Here is an 18,504-nt window from a genome sequence, read left to right as displayed (position 1 = left end):
TACTGCGGGCGGGTCGGATCGGACACGTCGAATACCGCGTGGCACCGGGAAGAACACAACGGGAGGAAACGACATGAACAGATTTATCATTGCGGTCACGGCTGCGCTGCTGGCCGCCGGGCCGGGGCTGACCGCCGTCACCGAAGCGGACCTTGCCAATGACACCGCATCGACGGGCGATGTACTGACAAACGGTATGGGCCGCCATCTGCAGCGCCATTCACCGCTGGATACGCTCAACAAGGAAAACGTGGACAACCTCGTTCCCGCATGGGCCTTCAGCCTTGGTGGCGAGAAGCAGCGCGGGCAGGAAACCCAGCCCATCATCCACGACGGCGTCATGTATATCACCGGCTCCTATTCGCGGCTCTATGCGATCGACGCCAAGACAGGGGAAGAGCTGTGGCAATATGATGCCCGGCTTCCCGAAGGGATCCTGCCCTGCTGTGACGTGGTGAACCGCGGTGCCGCCATCTTCGGCGACAATGTCTACTTCGGGACGCTGGATGCCCGGATCGTGGCGCTGAACAAGGATACCGGCGACGTTGTCTGGAACAAGAAGATCGCGGACTACAAGGCCGGTTACAGCTATACCGCCGCGCCGCTGATCGTGGATGGCCTGATCATCACCGGCAACTCTGGTGGTGAGTTCGGCATCGTCGGCGAAGTGCAGGCACGTGACGCCGAAACCGGTGAGCTCGTCTGGACGCGCCCGGTGATCGAGGGGCACATGGGCACGCTCAACGGCGAAGAAAGCACCATGACCGGCACGCTGAACGCGACCTGGCCGGGTGACATGTGGAAGACCGGCGGCGGCGCCACATGGCTGGGCGGCTCCTACGACGCGGAAACCGATACGCTGGTCTTCGGCACCGGCAACCCGGCACCGTGGAACAGCCATCTGCGCGACGCGGGCACCCCGACCGAAGGCAACAAGGGCGACAACCTCTATGCCGCCTCGCGTCTGGGGATTGACCCCGCCACCGGCGAGATCAAGTGGCACTTCCAGACCACCCCGCGCGAAGGCTGGGACTATGATGGCGTGAACGAAGTGGTCGCCTACAACGACCGCGAAGGGAATAAGCGCTACGCTACGGCGGACCGGAACGGCTATTTCTACGTGCTGGACCGGGAAACCGGCGACTTCATCAGTGCCACGCCCTTCGTGAAGGACATCAGCTGGGCCAGCGGCATCGACGAAAACGGGCGCCCGATCTTCGTCGAGGAAAACCGCCCCGGTGACCCGACCGAAGCAGCCGACGGCAAGAAAGGTGAGGTCGTCTTTGCCTCCCCCTCCTTCCTCGGGGGCAAGAACTGGATGCCGATGGCGCATTCGCCCAAGACGGGCCTCTTCTACGTCCCGTCCAACGAATGGGGCATGGATATCTGGAACGAGCCGATCACCTACAAGAAGGGCGCGGCTTACCTCGGGTCCGGCTTTACCATCAAGCCGAACTACGAAGACCACATTGGCAGCCTGAAGGCGATCGACCCCGACACCGGCGAGCTGAAGTGGGAATTCAAGAACGACGCGCCCCTCTGGGCCGGGGTGATGACTACCGCGGGCGGGCTGGTCTTTACCGGAACGCCAGAGGGCAAGTTCATAGCCTTTGACGATGAGACAGGCGAAGAGCTCTGGTCCTTCCAGACCGGCTCCGGCATCGTCGGACAGCCCGTCACATGGGAGCAGGACGGCGAACAGTTCGTCACGGTAATTTCGGGCTGGGGCGGCGCCGTTCCGCTCTGGGGCGGTGAAGTGGCCAAGAAGGTCAACTACCTCAATCAGGGCGGCACCCTCTGGACGTTCCGCCTGCCGGAACAGCTCGCCTCCCGCTGAAGCCGATACATGATCAGGAAATGCGCCCCCCGGGGCGCATTTTTTCATTTCCGAAGGGGGGTAATACCTTTTGGCAAGAGACATCCCAAACGCCAGCGCCTAGGCTTGGAGTCATGACGCCGCATCCCTTTTCATCCTCCAGCCGCGATACCTCTCCCGAAGGGGCCGGGTGGGCTCTGGTCATCGACGATCATCCGTTGTTCTGCGACGCGCTGGAAATGACGTTGCGCTCCGTGGCGGACTACCGGCAGGTGGAAACGGCGAATTGCCTTGCTGCCGCGCTGACACTGCTGGAGCAGAAAGGGCACCCCGCATTGATCCTGCTGGACCTGAACCTGCCCGACGTGAACGGGTTGGACGGATTGATCCGGCTCAAGCGCGCGGTATCCGGCGTACCGGTGATCATCGTGTCTTCGATGACTGACAATACCGTGATCAACGGCGCGATCACCGCGGGCGCCTCTGGCTTCGTGCCCAAGCACAGCCGTCGCAACGTGTTCAAGGATGCGATCGAACAGATCGGCAGGGGCGAGGTCTATAAACCCTGCGGGTATGTTGAAAGCGCGAATGCACAGGAAGAAGACAGCACGCTGGGGCGGCTTGCCTCGCTTACCAATCAGCAGTCGCGGATCCTTCAGTTGATCTGCGAAGGCAAGCTGAACAAGCAGATCGCCTATGACCTTTCCATCGCGGAAACCACGGTAAAGGCCCATGTGACGGCGATCATGCGCAAGCTCGGTGTCCAGAGCCGGACGCAGGCGGTGCTTGCCGCGCATGACGCGCGGTTCTCGCACGTATTGCCAAAAGAAGATCCAGCCCGCTAGTCTGCCCGGGGGGAGAGACGACGCGGTGAAAGACGATTCCGTATCAAAGGGGGGGACCGCGCATGCGTTGCGCCGGGCGCAGGTATCCTACCGGGATGCGGGGGCGGTGGCGCAGCTTTGCGCTGCTCTGGGGCCTGGTCCGCTTTCGCTCGTGGCGCTCTTTGTGTCGTCGGGTGCCGATTTTCCACAGGTGATCGCCGAAGCGGAGGGCGCCTTTCCCGATACCGATGTCATGGCCTGCACGACTGCCGGTGAGATCGGCGCGGACGGCTACGAAGAGGGAATGATCGTCGCCATCGGTCTGCCGGCGGATCACTTCGCCAGCCGCACCCTGCTGATCGAGGATTTGAACGACCAGCATACGCAGGCCGTGCTGGACCGGGTATCGCTGGACCGTGTCGCCGTGCAGGAACGGCATGAGGACAAGCGTCAGGGATTTGCCTTTCTCATGGTGGACGGCATGTCGCTGCGCGAGGATACACTTGCCGCCACCATTGCGCCCGCCCTGCGCGATATGCCGCTCTTCGGCGGCTCGGCCGGGGACGGGCTGGATTTTCAGCATGCCTGGGTCGCGCTGAATGGCAAGATTCGCGAAAATGCCGCCGTTCTCAGCCTGATCCAGACCGACCACCTGACCCATGTCTTCAGCATCGATCATCTGGTGCCCAGCGAAGAACAGATGGTCGTGACGGACGCCGACCCGGACCGGCGCATCGTCAAGGAGATCAACGCGGAGCCTGCCGCACGGGAATATGCCCGCATCGTCGGCAAGGACCCGGACCAGCTCGACCAGTTCACCTTCGCCTCTCATCCCGTCGTCGTGCGGATCGGCAACAGCCATCACGTCCGTGCGATCCAGCAGGTCAACGAGGCGGGCGAACTGGTGTTCTTTGCCGCCATCGATGAAGGCATGGTGCTGACGCTCGCCGATCCGGAACCGCTGGCCGCCCATCTCCAGCGCAAGCTCTCGGAACTCGACGCGGCGGGACAGCTCATCGATATTGTCGGATGCGACTGTATTCTGCGCCGGATCGAAGCGGAGCAGACGCAGGTCACCCGGCAGATGTCCGAGATACTCGCCCGGCACAAGGTGATCGGTTTTTCCACCTACGGCGAACAGATCGGGCCGCTGCACGTCAATCACACGATGACCGGCGTGGCGATATACGCCAACCCCGAAGCCGGGCGGAATTAGCGATGTCCCTCATCAATCCGGCCGACACGCTGGAGCGCCAGAATGAAAAGCTCCTGACCATCGCGCAGGCGCTGATGCGCAAGGTGGAGCAGAAGAACGAGCAATCCGGCATCGCCTATGCGCAGTTCGAGCGGGCGGCCTTTCTCGAAGTGCAGGTGCGCGAGCGCACGACCGACCTCGAACGCACGCTCGATCTTCTGCAGGAATCCAACGCGCAGCTTGAAACCGCGCGCGCCAACCTTGGCGAAGCGATCGAGACGATCAGCGAAGGCTTCGCGCTCTTCGACACATCCGACAGGCTGGTGCTGTTCAACAGCCGCTTCTGCCGGGATTTGCAGGATGTCGAGGCCTCCCTGCACGAGGGGCTGACCTTCAAGGAATATGTCACGCTCGTATCGGCCAGCGCCTACCTGTCCCTCCCTGCCGGTTCGACGCCGGAAAACTGGGCCGCCGGGCGCTATGCCCGCCACCACGACGATCACGTGGTTTTCAACGTCAGTCTTGTCCGGGACCGCTGGCTGCAGATCAGCGAACATCGCACCGCCCGGGGCGGCACCGTCATTCTGCAAACCGATGTGACGGATATCATCCGCCTCGAACGGCTCGAACGGGACCGGATGCGGGACGAACAGGCGCAGACGCTTCAGGCGACGCTCGATCACCTCAATCAGGGGGTCTGCATCTTCGACGACAAGCAGAACCTCGTCGGGTGGAACAAGCGGATGGATCACCTGCTGGAACTGCCGCCGCAGCAGGCGGCGATGGGCCAGCACTTTCTTTCGTTGCTGCGCCGGTTGGAGGACCAGCTTCAGTTCACCGGCGATTTCGACGCGGCGATGCTGGAGCGGTGGGCCAACCAATCGGCGGGGCGGTCGGCGATTTCCTTCGAAGTGACCCGGAACGGAGAGCAGACCTTCAGTATCTTCGGACAGGAAATGCCCGACCGGGGCTTCGTGATCAGCTTTACCGATGTGACGGCGGAACGCGCCGCGGTGCGTGCCCTGGCCGAGATGAACGAACTGCTTGAACGCAAGGTCGCCGACCGGACACAGGAACTGGGCATCGCCTTGGCAGAGGCGGAGCGCGCCAATGCGTCCAAGTCACGCTTCGTCGCTGCTGCCAGCCATGACCTGCTGCAGCCGCTGTCGGCGGCGAAGCTCTTTATCTCCACCATGTCCGACCGGATCGTGGAACCGGAACTGCGCGGCGTCGCCGGGAAGGCGGAGGCGGCACTGGCGTCGGTGGAACAGATCATCGAGGCGTTGCTCGACATTTCCAAGCTCGATTCGCGCAGCGCTGTCTTCGATGTGCAGAATGTCCGCATCTCGGGGATACTGGATTCCCTGCGGGACGAACTGACCCCGGTGGCGGAGGACAAGGGCATCGACCTGCGAATCGTCGGCTGCGGATTGGTCCTGCGCAGCGACCCGGGGTACCTGCGCCGGATCGTCCAGAACCTTGTGACCAACGCGATACGCTATACCGACCGGGGCAAGGTTCTGGTGGGCGTGCGGCGCAGGAACGGCATCGCCCGGGTGGAGGTCCATGACACCGGGCGCGGCATCGCCCCCGATGATCAGGCGGCGATTTTCCAGGAGTTCAAGCGCATCGACGTTTCCCAGTCCAACGCGGGCCTCGGCCTTGGCCTCGCGATAGTGGAGCGTGCCTGCAAAAGCCTGAACCATCCGCTTACGCTGATGTCGGAACCGGGGCGGGGCAGCTGTTTCGCTTTCGAGGTTCCGATGCACAGGGGCGGCACGGTCACCGTACCGCTCGCGCAGCCCGCAAGCGGTTTCCGCGCCGTGATCCCGGATGGTCTGGTTGTCTTTCTGGTGGAAAACGATCCCAAGTTGGCCGATGCGATGACCCTGTTGATCGAAGGCTGGGGGGCGCATGTCATCCACGCGGAGACGGGCGAGGACGCGCTCGCCCTTCTGGCGGAGATCGAACTGACACCCGATGCGCTGTTGCTGGACTATCAACTGGGGGAGGGGATGTCGGGGCTGGAGCTTCACAGCGCGATCTGTGCGCGCTACGGCGATGTGCCCGCGCGCCTGATCTCCGCCGATCGCGGGACCGATCTGCGCCTCAGCTGCGAAAGGCGCGGCATTGAGCTGATGTCGAAACCCATCGATCAGGCCCGGTTGCTCACCTTCCTGTCCCGTGCCGGGGAAGGCAACGTTCAGGCGTTGACGCGGTAGGTCAGCGGGGTTTCCTCGTCCTCCGAGAATGCCTCGGCCATCTCAACGACCTTATGGTGCAGCGGGGATTTGATGCAGACCGGATCGGTGGCCGCCGGATCGCCTGCAAGCGCCATGGCCTGACAGCGGCAGCCGCCGAAATCGACAGTGCGCCGTTCGCAGGAGCGGCAGGGTTCCTGCATCCAGTCCGTACCGCGATAGGCCTGAAAGGCGGCGCCTTCGTACCAGATCTCGGCAAGCGGCCTGTCGGCGACATTGTCGAATGTGAGGCTCGGGATCGTCTGCGCGGCATGGCAGGGCAGCACCAGCCCGTCCGGCGTGATGTTGAGGCCCGTCGTCCCCCAGCCGCCCATGCAGCGTTTGGGATAATCGTCGTGATAATCCGCCGGCACATAGTCGATGACCATGGTGCCCTTCAGCCGTTCGCGTGCTTCGGCCACGATGCGCCCGGCCTCTTGCGCCTGTTCGCGCGTGGGCATCATCGCGCCCCGGTTCAGCATGGCCCAACCGTGGAACTGGACGATCGCCACTTCCATGCGGCGCGCCTTCATCTGTACGGCCATCTCGATCGCTTCGGGTAACTGGTGCAGGTTCTGCCGGTGCACAACGGCGTTGAGGGTAAGCGGAAAGCCTGCTTCGACGATCCACTGGGCGGCCTGCATCTTGCGCTTGAAGCCACCCTGATAGCCGCCGATTCGGTCCGCCATTTCCGCATCGGTGCCCTGCAGGGACAGTTGCACATGATCGAGGCCCGCCTCGTCCAGTTCGGCGAGCCGCTTCTGCGTCAACCCGATGGCCGAGGTGATGAGGTTCGTATATAGCCCTGCGTCCCTTGCGGCGCGGACCAGATCGACCAGATCGCGGCGCGCTGCGGGTTCGCCCCCCGACAGGTGCAGTTGGAGCACGCCGAGATCGGCGGCCTGCCGGAAGACGTCTGCCCAAGTCTCGGTCGACAACTCACTGTCGCGGCGGACCATTTCCAGCGGGTTGGAACAATAGGGGCAGGACAGCGGGCAGCGGTGCGTCAGTTCCGCCAGCATGGCGATAGGTGCGGGAATGCCCCGGCGGCTCTTGGTGGGTTCGGGGGCGGTCAGTGTCTCTGTCACGGTCGTACCTCCAGAATTCGGCGTTCCATCAGGCCCTGCAGAAATGCGTCCACGTCTCCGGTGATCTGTTCCGGGGCGGCATCGTAGGCCTCTGCCAGCGTGGCCACGATCTGGCCGAGGCTGGCGGTTCCGTCGATCTGGCGCAGAATCGCCAGTCCGATCGGATCCAGTCGTATCGTGCGTTCGGGGGCCAGCAAAACCCATCCGTCCCGCACATGATCGTGATGCAGCCGCACCCCGCGCGGGATTACCGGAACCGCTTCGGCAGGCAGCGCGCTATCCGGCATTACGACGCCGCGGCGCGGACTTCGGCCATATGCGTGCCCGGTTCCCAAGCGCCCGGCGGGCGGCGGGCAGGGGTGACGTAGGCCGCGTGCAACGCGTCAAGCTGGGCCCAGAGCACATCTGTCTTGAAGGTCAGGGCGGCGGCGGCCATGTCCTGCTTTTCCTGCGTATCGGCATGGTCCAGCACCCAGGCGAGGCCAAAGGCCACATCCTTGGGGGCTTCGTTCAGGCGATTGCGGAAATAGGACAGGCTGCTGTCATCGGCGAAATCATAGTTCGCAAGCAGGCCTTCGATGCGGGCGGCGTGTATTTTCGGTGCGAAAAGTTCGGTGAGCGAGGCGGCGACCGCCTCCAGCAGGGTCTTGTCGCGCACGAAGCGCACATAGGCATCGACGGCAAAGCGGGTGGCGGGCAGCACACCTTCGGCGCTCGCCACGTAATCCCGGTCAAGCCCGACCGCATCCGCGAGCCGCAACCAGCGGGCGATACCGCCCTCGTTCTCCCGCGTTCCGTCGTGATCCTCGATCCGGGATCGCCAGGCGCGGCGCAGGGCGGGGTCGGTCACGCGGCTCATGAAGGCGGCATCCTTCATCGGGATGCTGGCCTGATAATAGAAGCGGTTGATCACCCATGCCCGGACTTGATCGGGTGTGCAGCCGCCGGAATGCAGCAGGTCGTGGAAGGGGTGCTTGTCATGGTACCGCTCCACGCCGATCTGGCGCAGCCGGTCCTCGAACGCCTGTCGGGATGCTGTCATAGCGTGATCTCCATTCCGTCCCGGGCGATGTCCCAGCCAGCGTCTTCGGCAGTGCTGCGTTCGTCCGAACCGGGGCGCAGCACGGGGTTGGTGTTGTTCATATGGACAAAGACCTTCCGCCCCACGTCGATCCCTTTGAACGCGGCCATGGAGCCATCGCTGCCGGACATGGACATATGCCCCATCCGCTTGCCGGTCTTCTGGCTCAGCCCTTCGCGTACCATCTCGTCATCCTGCCAGAGCGTGCCGTCAAAGAAAACGAGGTCCGCCCCCTCAAGCCGTTGGGCGAGGTCCGGGCGCATCGCGGCGCAGCCGGGGATGTAGAAGATATTTTCGCTCTCTGTCTGCAGATGCACACCGACTGTCTGCTCACCCTCCAACTCGGTCTCGACCGTCTCCCCCTCCAGATAAAGCGGGACTTTGCCGGGTACCGCGAAAAGCGTGGCGGTCAGGCCGGGGGCGATCTCCTGCCCGACGTTCAGCTCGACACTGCGCCGGGTAACGATGTCCGGGCGCAGGGCGGAAAACATCGGATTTTCGTCGAGAACACGGTGAATTTCGCGCGTAGCAAAGAGGGTAAAGGGCTGCTGTTCGCGCAGGGTCAAAAGCCCCGCGACATGGTCGATATCACCATTGGTCACGAGGACGGAGCGCAATGGCAGTTCACGCAGGCCCGTGGGGTGCAGGGGCGGCGTATCGGCCATTTGCTGGCGAATGTCGGGGGAAGCATTGAGAATGCACCAACCTGCCCCATCGGCGCTTACGGCGATGGAAGATTGGCTCTGCGCCGGAATTTCACCCGCGCGTGCGAGGTTGCAATTTCTGCACCCGCAGTTCCATTGGGGTAAACCGCCACCGGCCGCTGCCCCCAGAATCCGCGCGCGGAAGCTCACTCAAACCTCCGCGCCCGAAATGTTCAGAACAGTACGCCGCCAGCGTCTTCTTCGCTGTCAGGACCGTACATGTTGATTTCCATTCCGCACTCGATTTCGCGGATGATGGGCTTGGACCATGCCATTGGAAGTCTCCCTTGTGTTGGTTACGCCACATTTATCCCGTATGGGACAAACTAAATATATGAGACCAAGGTCGCATAAAGCACGCATGAGGTTTTGCGGTGGTTCGCATAGGCGCTTTTCCGCCTAACTCTTCGAATGCCTTTCAGGGCGCAGGTCTATCCGCCGCTCTGTCGCCGCGTCAACCGCTGCGGTGGAATAACACATGGGCACGTAGTCACCCTTGGCCCAGAGGGGGGCCAGATCATCGTAATGTGCGTCTCCGGGCAGGCCCGACTGACCGGGTGCATTGATCCAGCGGCTTTCGTCCCATGCGCCCACGTCGATCACCATGCGAACCGAAGCGCCGTTGCGCACGCGGTAGTCGGCGGCTTCGTAATGCCCCATCATCACCGTCGCGCTGGACCCGCCGGTGGCAATCGGCCCTACGTCATGCGCCCCACCGAGCGGGGTAAAGGCATGATCGAAATAGCCTTTATGCAGGTCTCCCCACCGCCAGCGCGCCGGGTCTTCGCCAAAGCGGTCAGTGGTATCCTCCCACGCATGTTCCAGCGTGTCGCGCAGCAGCGTGTCACGATCCAGCCCGCACCGATGCGCGAGGCCAGGGCGGTCGCCGCGCAGCAGCCGGACGACTTCGGGAATGTTGCCGGGCCCCAGCAATCCGCGCAGGGCAGTATCCCCCGCGACTGACGTCAGAAGTGCGGGGCGCAAATGCTCCGAAAGCCAGATCTCGTACAGCAGCGCCCCGGCGGAATCGGGGGCTGCGTGACCGTTCCAACCCTGTAACAATTCCCGTGCCTGCGCCGGGGCATCGGGGGGCAGCAAGGCACACAACTCAACCGCAAGGGCAGAGAAGGTATCGCATTGCAGCGCGCAGTTGCTCGCGACATCGGATGCGCCGCCCTGCGCGATAACCTCGGCGATTCGGTCGGCGCGGCCGTCTTCGAACCACTCGTACCCGACGGGATTGCTGTCGTGGTCCCACGCGGGGGGCAGGTTCATTTCGTTGGCCGAATGCACAAAGCCCCGCCCGGGGTTTTCGATCGCCGGCAGATCCGCCGCCGTCATATAACCTGTCCATTCGCGAGTTCCATCGCCGGGGACGGGTGCCAGGCCCCGCCAGCCGGTGCGACGCGGCACATAGGCCGCAGCCTGCCAGCAAATATCGCCTGCCGTATCGGCATAGACCATGTTTACCGAGGGGGCACCCCATGTGGTCAGCGCGCTGCGAAACCCTTGCATCGTCGTTGCGCGCATGGATTTGAGGCTGGCCATATACGGCGCGCTGCCCGGATCGGCGAAGACCGTGCGGACCGCGACCGCCGTATCACCCTCTTTATAAACCACAGGCCCATGACGGCTGAATTCGAGCGTAAGGGTCTGCGCCGCGGCGCCCTTCACGGCAAAAGTCTCCTCCACCCGGGTGAAAGCTTCCGTGCCCTCGCCATAGCGATAGGCGCGGCCATCGTCCGTCACGTCATAGACCATCACGTCCTCCTGATCCGCGCAGAAGATCGTCAGGCTGAAGGCCGCCGTTCCGTTATGCCCGGCCATGATGCCGGGGGAAGAGGGTTCCCCCGCACCGATGAGGTCCATGCCCGGGGCGCTCAGATGAACCATGTAGCGCAGCGAAGGCGCGGCATGGAGCCGGTGCGGGTCGCTCGCCATGACAGGGCGGCCCGTGTCGGTCAACTCGCCTGAAATGGCCCAATTGTTGGACCCTTCCATTGAAGGCACGCCGCGCTGCACGGTCTTGCGGACGTCCACCGATGACCAGAGCGGGGCATCCTCCAGCGACGCTTCCAATCGTTCTCGCTGGAATGTCACGGGGGCGGTCGCCAGTTCGTAGACCGCGAGCACATCGGGGGGCAGGGATTTATCCGTCATCGTCGCCCACTCGCTATCCGGCACGGGCGGCGACAGCGGCACACGAAGCAGGTCCGTTTCGGGATCCGCCAGCGCCTGCACCTGCAGACGCGCCAGTTCAGACGTAGCGTTCCGCGCAAGGCAATGCGTGCGGATGCGCACGACATCCTCCGCCTGCCAACGGGCAGGGCGTGTGCCCATTTCTGCAAATTCCGGCGGCAGCGGCCAATCGCCCGCTTCGACCAAGGCGATCGCGGCATTGATGCCTTCGGCGAAGGCGGTGCAGATCTCTTCTGCATCGGATCCATAGGCGGCCCATTCGGCGGCCATGTCCCCCCGATAAAGAAAAAGCCGCGCGGCCCGGTCCTGCATCAGGTAGCCGGGGCCGAAATCGGCGGCCAGCAGCCCCAGCCCGCGTTTGCGCCAAAGGTCGATCTGCCACAGCCGATCGCGCGCAGCGTTGAGGCCCTGCAGAAAGAAGGCATCGCGGGTATTTTCAGCGCGGATATGTGCCATGCCCCATGTGTCGATGGAAATGCTGGCAGGCGCACGCAGGCCGGGCAGGGTAATGGTATCGTCCAACTTCTATCTCCCTTCGGTTCGGGCTTCAGTATTTGCTCAACCAGCCCCGGGGGTCAGATAGCCCCCTGGCCTATGCTCAGAAACATATCGCGCCGCTTCGCGTTGGGCCACAGACTGGCCCACTGGAGAAAGCATGAAGTCCAACGAAAAACCGGCGATATTGATCACGGGTGCTGCAGGCAATATCGGCAGAAAGCTGACCGAACGGCTCGCTGACCGCTACCATGTGCTTGGCATCGATCTGCCCGACAACACCGATGGTCCCGACATGTTCGGCTGCGACATTACCGATCGTGCCTCAGTCGAGGACGCGGTCCAACGGGCGGCGAAACGGGCAGGGGGGCGCTTTGCTTCGGTGGTGCATCTTGCGGCATATTTCGACTTTTCGGGCGAAGAGCGGCCGCAATACGAAAGGATCAATGAGGAAGGCAGCCGCAACCTGCTTCGCGCCCTGCAGGATATCCCGGTGGAGCAGCTTGTCTATTCCGGCACGATGCTGGTGCATGAACCCGGCGTTCCCGGCGAACGCATCGACGAAGAGACCCCGTTCGCCCCCGGCTGGGCCTACCCGAAGTCGAAAGCGCGGACAGAAGAGGTCATCCGCGAAGAAGCGGGGGATATTTCCACCGTGTTCCTACACCTCGCCGGGCTTTACTCTGACCAGACCGCAGTGCCTACGCTGTCCCACCAGATCGCGCGCATCTACGAACGAGATTTCAAGAGCCATACTTTTTCCGGCGACATGAAGGCGGGCCAATCCTTTATTCATATCGACGACATGCTCGACCTTTTCGAACGCGTCATCGAACGGCGCGACGCGCTGGAGCCGGGCACGGTGCTGCTGGCGGGTGAACCTGACGCCATGGGCTATGGCGCTTTGCAGGACCGGATCGGGCAGTTGATCCACGGAGAGGATCACTGGCGCACCCTGAACCTGCCTGCCCCCGTGGCCAAGGCGGGCGCGGCCCTTGAAACCAGTGCGGAACCCGTGGTGCCCGACGCCTTCGATCAGGGGGAGAAACCTTTCATCCGCGCCTTCATGATCGATATGGCCAGCGATCATTATGCGCTCGACATCTCCAAGGCGCGGCACCTGCTGGACTGGGAGCCACAGCATCGTATCGCAAAGGATCTGCCGGTTCTGATCGAGGCGCTCAAGGACGATCCGCTGGAATGGTACCGCGCCAACGGGATCACGCCGCCGAACTGGCTCGAAGCGGCGGATGAACGGGTCGACGATCCGGAAAAACTGCGCAGCGAACATGAACGTATTTACCGGCAGGAGCATCGGCAGAACATCTGGGGGGCATGGGCCAACGCCGGTCTGGGCATCTGGCTAATGACCTCTCCGCCGCTGCTTGGATATGACAGCGCGGGCATGATCCTCAGCGATCTCGGTGCGGGATTTGCCCTGCTGGTCTTCGGATTGCTGTCGCTCTCGTGGCGCATGACATGGGCGCGATTTGCGGCGGCAGCCACGGGGTGTTGGGTCATGTTCTCCCCCCTCGTCTTGTGGACCGAGAACGGCGCCGCCTATCTCAACGCGACGCTGGTCGGGATGCTCGCGGTGGGTTTCGCGCTTTGCCTGCGGCCCACTCCCGGCGTCTCGCCCGTCGCCGCGCGGACAGGGCCGACCATCCCCAAGGGGTGGGATTATTCCCCGTCGGACTGGTTCCAGCGGCTTCCCGTGATCATGCTGGCTGTCGTTGGCCTTTTGATTTCGCGCTACCTCACCGCCTATCAACTGGGCACCGTGGACAGCGTGTGGGAGCCCTTCTTTGCAGGCACCGTTCCCGGCAAGAACGGCACAGAACAGATCATCACCTCGGAGGTATCCGAGGCCTGGCCGGTGCCCGACGCCGGGATCGGCGCGCTGACCTATGCGCTTGAGATCCTCGTGGGCATCATCGGATCTTCCCGCCGCTGGCGCACCATGCCTTGGCTGGTGGTGCTTTTCGGGATCATGATCGTGCCGCTTGGCGCGGTGTCGATCTTCTTCATCGTGATCCAGCCCATCGTCATCGGAACCTATTCGACGCTGGCGCTGATCGCCGCCGCGGCGATGGTCTGGCAAATCCCCTATTCGCTGGATGAACTGGTGGCGACCTACCAGTTCCTGAGACGCCGGCACGCGGCGGGGCATCCGTGGATACGCGTCTTTTTCTTCGGGGATACGGATGAAGGACCCGACAACGACATCGTAGACGATTTCGAGCGGAGCCCGCCGGTCATCGTCAAGGAGATGATATATGGGGGAATGACCTTCCCGTGGAACTTCTGGGCGCTCATGGCGCTGGGTGTTGCCTTGATGCTGTCGCCGCTGCTTTTTGGCTGGCAGGCGGGGGGCATGTCGGCCACAAGCCACATCGTGGGCGCACTGGCGATTACCGTGACGGTCGCGGCACTGGCGCCGGTGGCACGTTTGGGCCGGTTCCTGAATGTCCTTCTGGGGCTTGTGATGATCTTTGCGCCTTTCATGACGGAGGCCGGCATCTGGCAGCTTGTATTCGCCATCGTCTCAGGCGCGCTGCTGATGGGGCTGAGCATTCCGCGCGGCCCGGTTCATACCAGCTTTGACACCTGGGACAGGTTCATCCGGTAGGGCGCGGCTCAGAGGTCGATCCGCAGCCCGTCCCGCCCGATGATGAGCGGACCATCCCAATGGTCCGCCATTGCGCGGTGCCAGTCGTCTTCGGTGTAGTCGGGATCGTCGGAGGGTATGAGGTGCGATAACGCCAGCCGTCCGACGTTCGCGTCGCTTGCAATGCGGCCCACGTCGTGGGCGAAGCTGTGGGAGCGCAGGAAATGTTCCATCAGCTTCTCGGATCCGTTCCCGACCCGCGCCATCAGGGCAGGCAGCGCGGCTTCCAGCATCGCTTCGTGGATGAGCAGGTCCACGCCCCGGGCGAATTGCGCCATGCTGTCCAGCGGCGCTGTGTCCCCGGAAAAGACCACGTGACGTTCCGCTGTTCGAAAGGAAAGGGCAAAGCAATCGATGAGCGGGGGGTGTTCCACCCGCAACGCAGAGACGCTGACCTTTCCCTTCCGCATCACCTCGCCCTCGTCGATCACATGCAGCGTAACCAGCTGCCGCAGGTCGGGCCGCCCTTCATCCTCGATCCGCAGATTGATGTCGGCCTTCATCGACGCAAGGAACCCTTCCCAGTAAAGATCCAGACCTGCCGGACCCCAGATCGCGACCGGGGTTTTCAAGCCCGCCGTCCATGCAGTGTGCATCAAGGGTCCGAGTTCGAGGTAATGGTCGGAGTGCAGATGGCTGATAAATATAAGCGACAGGTTCTTCAGCTCCATCCCCTGGTCGACCAGCGCTTTCGTCACCCCCAGCCCGCAGTCCACCACGATGGTTTCCCCCCCGAGGTGCAGCAGATTGGAGGTGGGCATGGAAGAACCGGGCCGGATCGCAGGGCCGCCCTTGGTGCCCAACAGTGTGACGAAATCATCCGACATATCCCGTTCTCCTCTTGCCGATGTGCGACCTTGGCGCGGCTTATGCCCATCGGCGCCGCGATTGATCTGGTTATCTGGTTAAGAGATCGGGGATCGACCTTCAATCACCCCTGCCAAAATCGACTATGGCATTGAAGAAGACTGCTTCGGGTGCGAATAAAGGAGGCAATCCATGAGCCCCCCGTCACCTTGCACTGACGTTTCGGCAATGCGCCCTTCAGCGGGATCGCCGAAAGCTTCTGACGAGCGGGATTCGGCCCCGATAACTTGAAAAACAGGAGGCGATGATGCGCCTGCGTCATGAACCGATCTATCCCTCACGCCGGTCCCCAGTGTTGGCCGACAATGTCGTTGCCACATCGCAACCGCTGGCCACGCAGGCGGGGCTGTCGATCCTGCAACAGGGTGGCAACGCGGTGGATGCGGCCATCGCGACGGCGGCGGTACTCACCATCGTGGAGCCTTCGGGCAACGGTCTGGGCTCCGACGCCTTTTGCATCCTGTGGGACGGCAAGGAGTTGCACGGCCTCAACGCATCGGGCCGGGCCCCGGCCGCATGGTCCCCGGAACGTTTCCCGGACGGAATGCCCCAGCACGGCTGGGACAGCGTGACGGTTCCCGGCGCGATAAGCGGCTGGATCGCGCTTTCGGAACGCTTCGGCAAGCTCGACCTTAAAACTGTTCTCGCCCCGGCGATCCGGACGGCGGAGGACGGCTTCATCGTCTCGCCCATTATCGGCGCGCTCTGGGCGCGGGCGGCAGACATACTCGGGCATCAGCCGGGGTTCGCCGAGACTTTCATGCCGGGTGGCCGTGCCCCCCGCGCAGGTGAAAGGTTCCGCAATCCGGGTGCCGCGCGCAGCCTGCGGATGATCGCGGAGACGAAAGGCAAGGCCTTCTACGAAGGTATTCTGGCAGAGGAAATAGCGGCCTTTGCCAAGGCCAACGGCGGTGCAATGACAGTCGATGACCTTGCCCGGCACGAAGCGGATTGGTGCGGCACGATCAGCCAGCGCTTCGATGAGGTGGAACTGCACGAGATACCACCGAACGGGCAGGGGATCGCCGCGCTCATGGCATTGGGGATGTTGCAGCATACCGCCATCCGCGACCACGGCCCGGACGATGTGGCGGCCATTCACCTCCAGATGGAGGCGATCAAGCTCGCCTATGCCGATTTGCACGCCTATGTCGGTGACCGCGAACATATGACGGATGTCGACGAGAACGCGCTGCTGGACGCCGGATACCTGCGCGACCGCGCGGCGCTCATCTCACCCGACCGGGCGCAGGATTTCGGCCCGGGCGCGCCGAAGCAGGGCGGCACCGTGTTGCTCAGCACGGCGGACGCGTCAGGCATGATGGTCAGCTTTATCCAGTCCAACTACGCAGGCTTCGGCTCCGGCGTGGTGGTGCCGGGCACGGGGATTTCCCTGCAGAACCGGGGCGCCGGTTTCACCACCGAGGCGCGGCACCCGAACCGCGTCGCGGGCGGCAAGCGCCCGTTCCATACGATCATTCCGGGTTTCGTGATGAAGGGCGGGGCCCCGCTGATGGCCTACGGCATGATGGGCGGCCCCATTCAGGCACAGGGGCATCTGCAGCTGCTGCTGCGGACCCAGCTGTGGGATCAGGACGTTCAGGTGGCTGCCGATGCCCCGCGCTGGCGAATGATCTCGGGCCTGGACGTGGCGTGCGAGCCTACCATGGGGGAGAGTACGCTTTCCGCGCTGCGCACCCTCGGCCACCGGGTCGAGGTCGAAGCCCCCGACAACGCCTTCGGTTTCGGCGGCGCCCAACTTATCGCGCGGCTGCCTGACGGGGGCTATATGGCAGGCTCCGACCCCCGCAAGGACGGGCAGGCTGGGGGGTTCTGAACCGTGAATAGAGGGGTTCCGGAGGCGTGCTTGTCGACGGGACCCGCTCCGAACATTCCTTTTGCCTCCTAATAAATAAATCCGACTTATTTATTAATTGACAGGTTGGCGCCTCTCCTTCAATTAAGCGGTACTCACCACCAACCTCGTGAGGCGCAGTTGTTGCAGAGCGACCCGATCAATACGCAGCCCGGCCTCGGCCATTCGATCCAAATGGAGGCGGGGCGGGGCTCCAACCAGAGCGCGATGAGGGACTATAACGAGCGCCTCGTTCTCTCGCTTATTCGACAAAGCGGCCCGATGCCGAAGGCAGAGATTGCACGTGCGACCGGGCTTTCCGCGCAGACGGTTTCGGTGATCATGCGCGCGCTTGAAAAAGAGGGGCTTCTGACGAGGCGTGAACCGCTGCGCGGCAAGGTGGGTCAGCCTGCCGTTCCCATGGGACTGGCGCAGGACGGGGCGCTCTTTCTAGGTCTCAAGGTCGGGCGCAACGGCGCGGAATTGGCCCTGTGCGATTTTTTCGGAAAAATAAGGCACCACCGCCGCGTGACTTATGGCTATCCGACACCGGAAGGGATCATCGCCTTTACCACGAAAAACGTGGAGGAACTCATGACCGAATTGCCCGACGCGCTACGCCCCCGGGTGGCAGGGTTGGGCATCGCATTGCCGTTCCGGCTGTGGGACTGGGAAGCCGATAAAAGCGCAGAAACCGCGAAGGGACTGGCGCACTGGCGCATCCGGGATATCGCCGCCGAACTTCGGCAGAAGCTGGATATGCCCGCCTACCTTTGCAACGACGCATCGGCAGCCTGTGGGGCGGAGCTTGTCTTTGGCGATCAGGCGATGCCTAGCGATTACCTCTATGCCTATATCGACCATTTCGTCGGCGGGGGCCTCGTCCTCGACCACGCACTGCATACGGGGCGCAGCGGAAACGCCGCCGCCATAGCCTCCCTGCCGGTTTCCACGCGGGCGGGGCAGAGGTGCCAGCTCGTGGATCTGGCCTCTCTCGCGACGCTTGAGCGCATGTTGGATGCGGCGGGGGAGGACAGCGGGGGGATCAGACCCGGCGCGGACGACTGGGATGTAGCAGCCCCGGTGGTGGACGCCTGGGTGGATCAGGCAGCGCATGGGTTGGCGCAGGCCGTGGTCGCGTCCAGCTGCGTCTTCGACTTTGAAACCATGGTGATCGATGGTGCCATACCCCGGAGACTGCGCAACGTACTGATCGCGCGTACTCAGACGGAACTGCAGGCGATAAAAATACCCGGTATCGTACTCCCCACGATCCGCGAAGGCACGATCGGGTATGATGCCAAGGTCCGCGGCGCCGCGAGCCTGCCGCTTTCGAACCGATACCTCGTTGATCGCGCCACCATATTGGGAGAGTGAGCCATGATCCTTTGCTGCGGCGAAGCCCTGATCGATATGATCCCCGCACCTACCGAAGCCGGAGCGGTCGGCTTCGTACCCCATTGCGGCGGCGC

General features: G+C 63.2%; 14 protein-coding genes and 1 pseudogene. 8 read left to right on the top strand and 7 right to left on the bottom strand.

What is annotated here, in order from left to right; all coding sequences use genetic code 11:
- The first annotated feature begins 73 nt into the window (after positions 1-73).
- The 4 genes from A3764_RS02440 to A3764_RS02425 all read left to right on the top strand — a co-directional run bounded on the left by A3764_RS02440 (position 74) and on the right by A3764_RS02425 (position 6,057).
- Positions 74-1,837: a PQQ-dependent methanol/ethanol family dehydrogenase gene (locus A3764_RS02440; protein ID WP_067925298.1), complete on the top strand. Its 1,764-nt coding sequence runs from the start codon at positions 74-76 to the stop codon at positions 1,835-1,837.
- Positions 1,838-1,950: 113 nt separating this feature from the next.
- Positions 1,951-2,661 (top strand): response regulator, encoded by a 711-nt coding sequence (locus A3764_RS02435; protein WP_067925301.1) that lies wholly within the window; start codon positions 1,951-1,953, stop codon positions 2,659-2,661.
- A 25-nt stretch (positions 2,662-2,686) separates the two neighbouring features.
- Positions 2,687-3,856, top strand: a complete 1,170-nt coding sequence (locus A3764_RS02430) for an FIST N-terminal domain-containing protein (protein ID WP_236627997.1) — start codon at positions 2,687-2,689, stop codon at positions 3,854-3,856.
- Positions 3,857-3,858: 2 nt separating this feature from the next.
- Positions 3,859-6,057 carry a hybrid sensor histidine kinase/response regulator gene (locus A3764_RS02425; protein ID WP_067925304.1) on the top strand — a complete coding sequence of 733 codons (2,199 nt, stop codon included), beginning with the start codon at positions 3,859-3,861 and terminating at the stop codon, positions 6,055-6,057.
- Here A3764_RS02425 and pqqE read toward each other — a convergent pair.
- The 6 genes from pqqE to A3764_RS02395 form a co-directional block, all read right to left on the bottom strand.
- The gene (gene pqqE / locus A3764_RS02420; RefSeq protein WP_067925334.1) at positions 6,039-7,097 is read right to left on the bottom strand and encodes a pyrroloquinoline quinone biosynthesis protein PqqE; all 1,059 of its coding nucleotides are present in this window, start codon (positions 7,095-7,097) and stop codon (positions 6,039-6,041) included. The genes A3764_RS02425 and pqqE overlap by 19 nt on opposite strands.
- A gap of 62 nt (positions 7,098-7,159) precedes the next feature.
- Positions 7,160-7,450, bottom strand: coding sequence for a pyrroloquinoline quinone biosynthesis peptide chaperone PqqD (pqqD, locus tag A3764_RS02415; RefSeq protein ID WP_067925307.1), 291 nt, complete (start codon positions 7,448-7,450; stop codon positions 7,160-7,162).
- Complete coding sequence (pqqC, locus tag A3764_RS02410; RefSeq protein ID WP_067925310.1) at positions 7,450-8,205, bottom strand: pyrroloquinoline-quinone synthase PqqC; 756 nt, start codon at positions 8,203-8,205, stop codon at positions 7,450-7,452. Before pqqC ends, pqqD begins: the two co-directional genes overlap by 1 nt.
- Complete coding sequence (pqqB, locus tag A3764_RS02405; RefSeq protein WP_067925313.1) at positions 8,202-9,098, bottom strand: pyrroloquinoline quinone biosynthesis protein PqqB; 897 nt, start codon at positions 9,096-9,098, stop codon at positions 8,202-8,204. The genes pqqC and pqqB overlap by 4 nt, the downstream gene beginning before the upstream one ends.
- A gap of 23 nt (positions 9,099-9,121) precedes the next feature.
- A complete protein-coding gene (gene pqqA, locus A3764_RS02400) occupies positions 9,122-9,223 on the bottom strand; it encodes a pyrroloquinoline quinone precursor peptide PqqA (protein ID WP_067925316.1) in 102 nt (33 codons plus the stop codon).
- Positions 9,224-9,347: 124 nt separating this feature from the next.
- The gene (locus A3764_RS02395) at positions 9,348-11,669 is read right to left on the bottom strand and encodes a penicillin acylase family protein (protein ID WP_067925319.1); all 2,322 of its coding nucleotides are present in this window, start codon (positions 11,667-11,669) and stop codon (positions 9,348-9,350) included.
- A 133-nt stretch (positions 11,670-11,802) separates the two neighbouring features.
- Here A3764_RS02395 and A3764_RS02390 point away from each other — a divergent pair, with 133 nt between their 5' ends.
- Positions 11,803-14,271, top strand: a complete 2,469-nt coding sequence (locus A3764_RS02390) for an NAD-dependent epimerase/dehydratase family protein (protein ID WP_067925322.1) — start codon at positions 11,803-11,805, stop codon at positions 14,269-14,271.
- An 8-nt stretch (positions 14,272-14,279) separates the two neighbouring features.
- Here the strand turns inward: A3764_RS02390 and A3764_RS02385 are convergent, their stop codons facing one another.
- On the bottom strand, positions 14,280-15,137 hold the full coding sequence (locus A3764_RS02385; RefSeq protein ID WP_067925325.1) for an MBL fold metallo-hydrolase: 858 nt from the start codon (positions 15,135-15,137) through the stop codon (positions 14,280-14,282).
- Between the two features lie 287 nt (positions 15,138-15,424).
- On the opposite strand from A3764_RS02385, the gene A3764_RS02380 reads away from it, so the two are divergent.
- The 3 genes and pseudogenes from A3764_RS02380 to A3764_RS25865 all read left to right on the top strand — a co-directional run.
- A complete protein-coding gene (locus tag A3764_RS02380) occupies positions 15,425-17,014 on the top strand; it encodes a gamma-glutamyltransferase family protein (protein ID WP_067951120.1) in 1,590 nt (529 codons plus the stop codon).
- A 162-nt stretch (positions 17,015-17,176) separates the two neighbouring features.
- Positions 17,177-18,409 (top strand): ROK family transcriptional regulator, encoded by a 1,233-nt coding sequence (locus A3764_RS02375; RefSeq protein WP_236627996.1) that lies wholly within the window; start codon positions 17,177-17,179, stop codon positions 18,407-18,409.
- A 3-nt stretch (positions 18,410-18,412) separates the two neighbouring features.
- Positions 18,413-18,504 (top strand): annotated as a pseudogene (locus tag A3764_RS25865) (carbohydrate kinase); the annotation flags it as partial.

Origin of the sequence: Sulfitobacter sp. HI0129 (genome assembly GCF_001635395.1) — a bacterium.
Lineage (GTDB): Bacteria > Pseudomonadota > Alphaproteobacteria > Rhodobacterales > Rhodobacteraceae > Sulfitobacter.
This window is presented reverse-complemented; position numbering and strand designations above follow the sequence as displayed.

Coding starts and splice junctions, on each gene's coding strand:
- A3764_RS02440 (WP_067925298.1), top strand. CDS start 74: ATGAACAGATTTATCATTGCGGTCACGGCTGCGCTGCTGGCCGCCGGG.
- A3764_RS02435 (WP_067925301.1), top strand. CDS start 1,951: ATGACGCCGCATCCCTTTTCATCCTCCAGCCGCGATACCTCTCCCGAA.
- A3764_RS02425 (WP_067925304.1), top strand. CDS start 3,859: ATGTCCCTCATCAATCCGGCCGACACGCTGGAGCGCCAGAATGAAAAG.
- pqqE (WP_067925334.1), bottom strand. CDS start 7,097: ATGCTGGCGGAACTGACGCACCGCTGCCCGCTGTCCTGCCCCTATTGT.
- pqqD (WP_067925307.1), bottom strand. CDS start 7,450: ATGCCGGATAGCGCGCTGCCTGCCGAAGCGGTTCCGGTAATCCCGCGC.
- pqqC (WP_067925310.1), bottom strand. CDS start 8,205: ATGACAGCATCCCGACAGGCGTTCGAGGACCGGCTGCGCCAGATCGGC.
- pqqA (WP_067925316.1), bottom strand. CDS start 9,223: ATGGCATGGTCCAAGCCCATCATCCGCGAAATCGAGTGCGGAATGGAA.
- A3764_RS02390 (WP_067925322.1), top strand. CDS start 11,803: ATGAAGTCCAACGAAAAACCGGCGATATTGATCACGGGTGCTGCAGGC.
- A3764_RS02385 (WP_067925325.1), bottom strand. CDS start 15,137: ATGTCGGATGATTTCGTCACACTGTTGGGCACCAAGGGCGGCCCTGCG.
- A3764_RS02380 (WP_067951120.1), top strand. CDS start 15,425: ATGCGCCTGCGTCATGAACCGATCTATCCCTCACGCCGGTCCCCAGTG.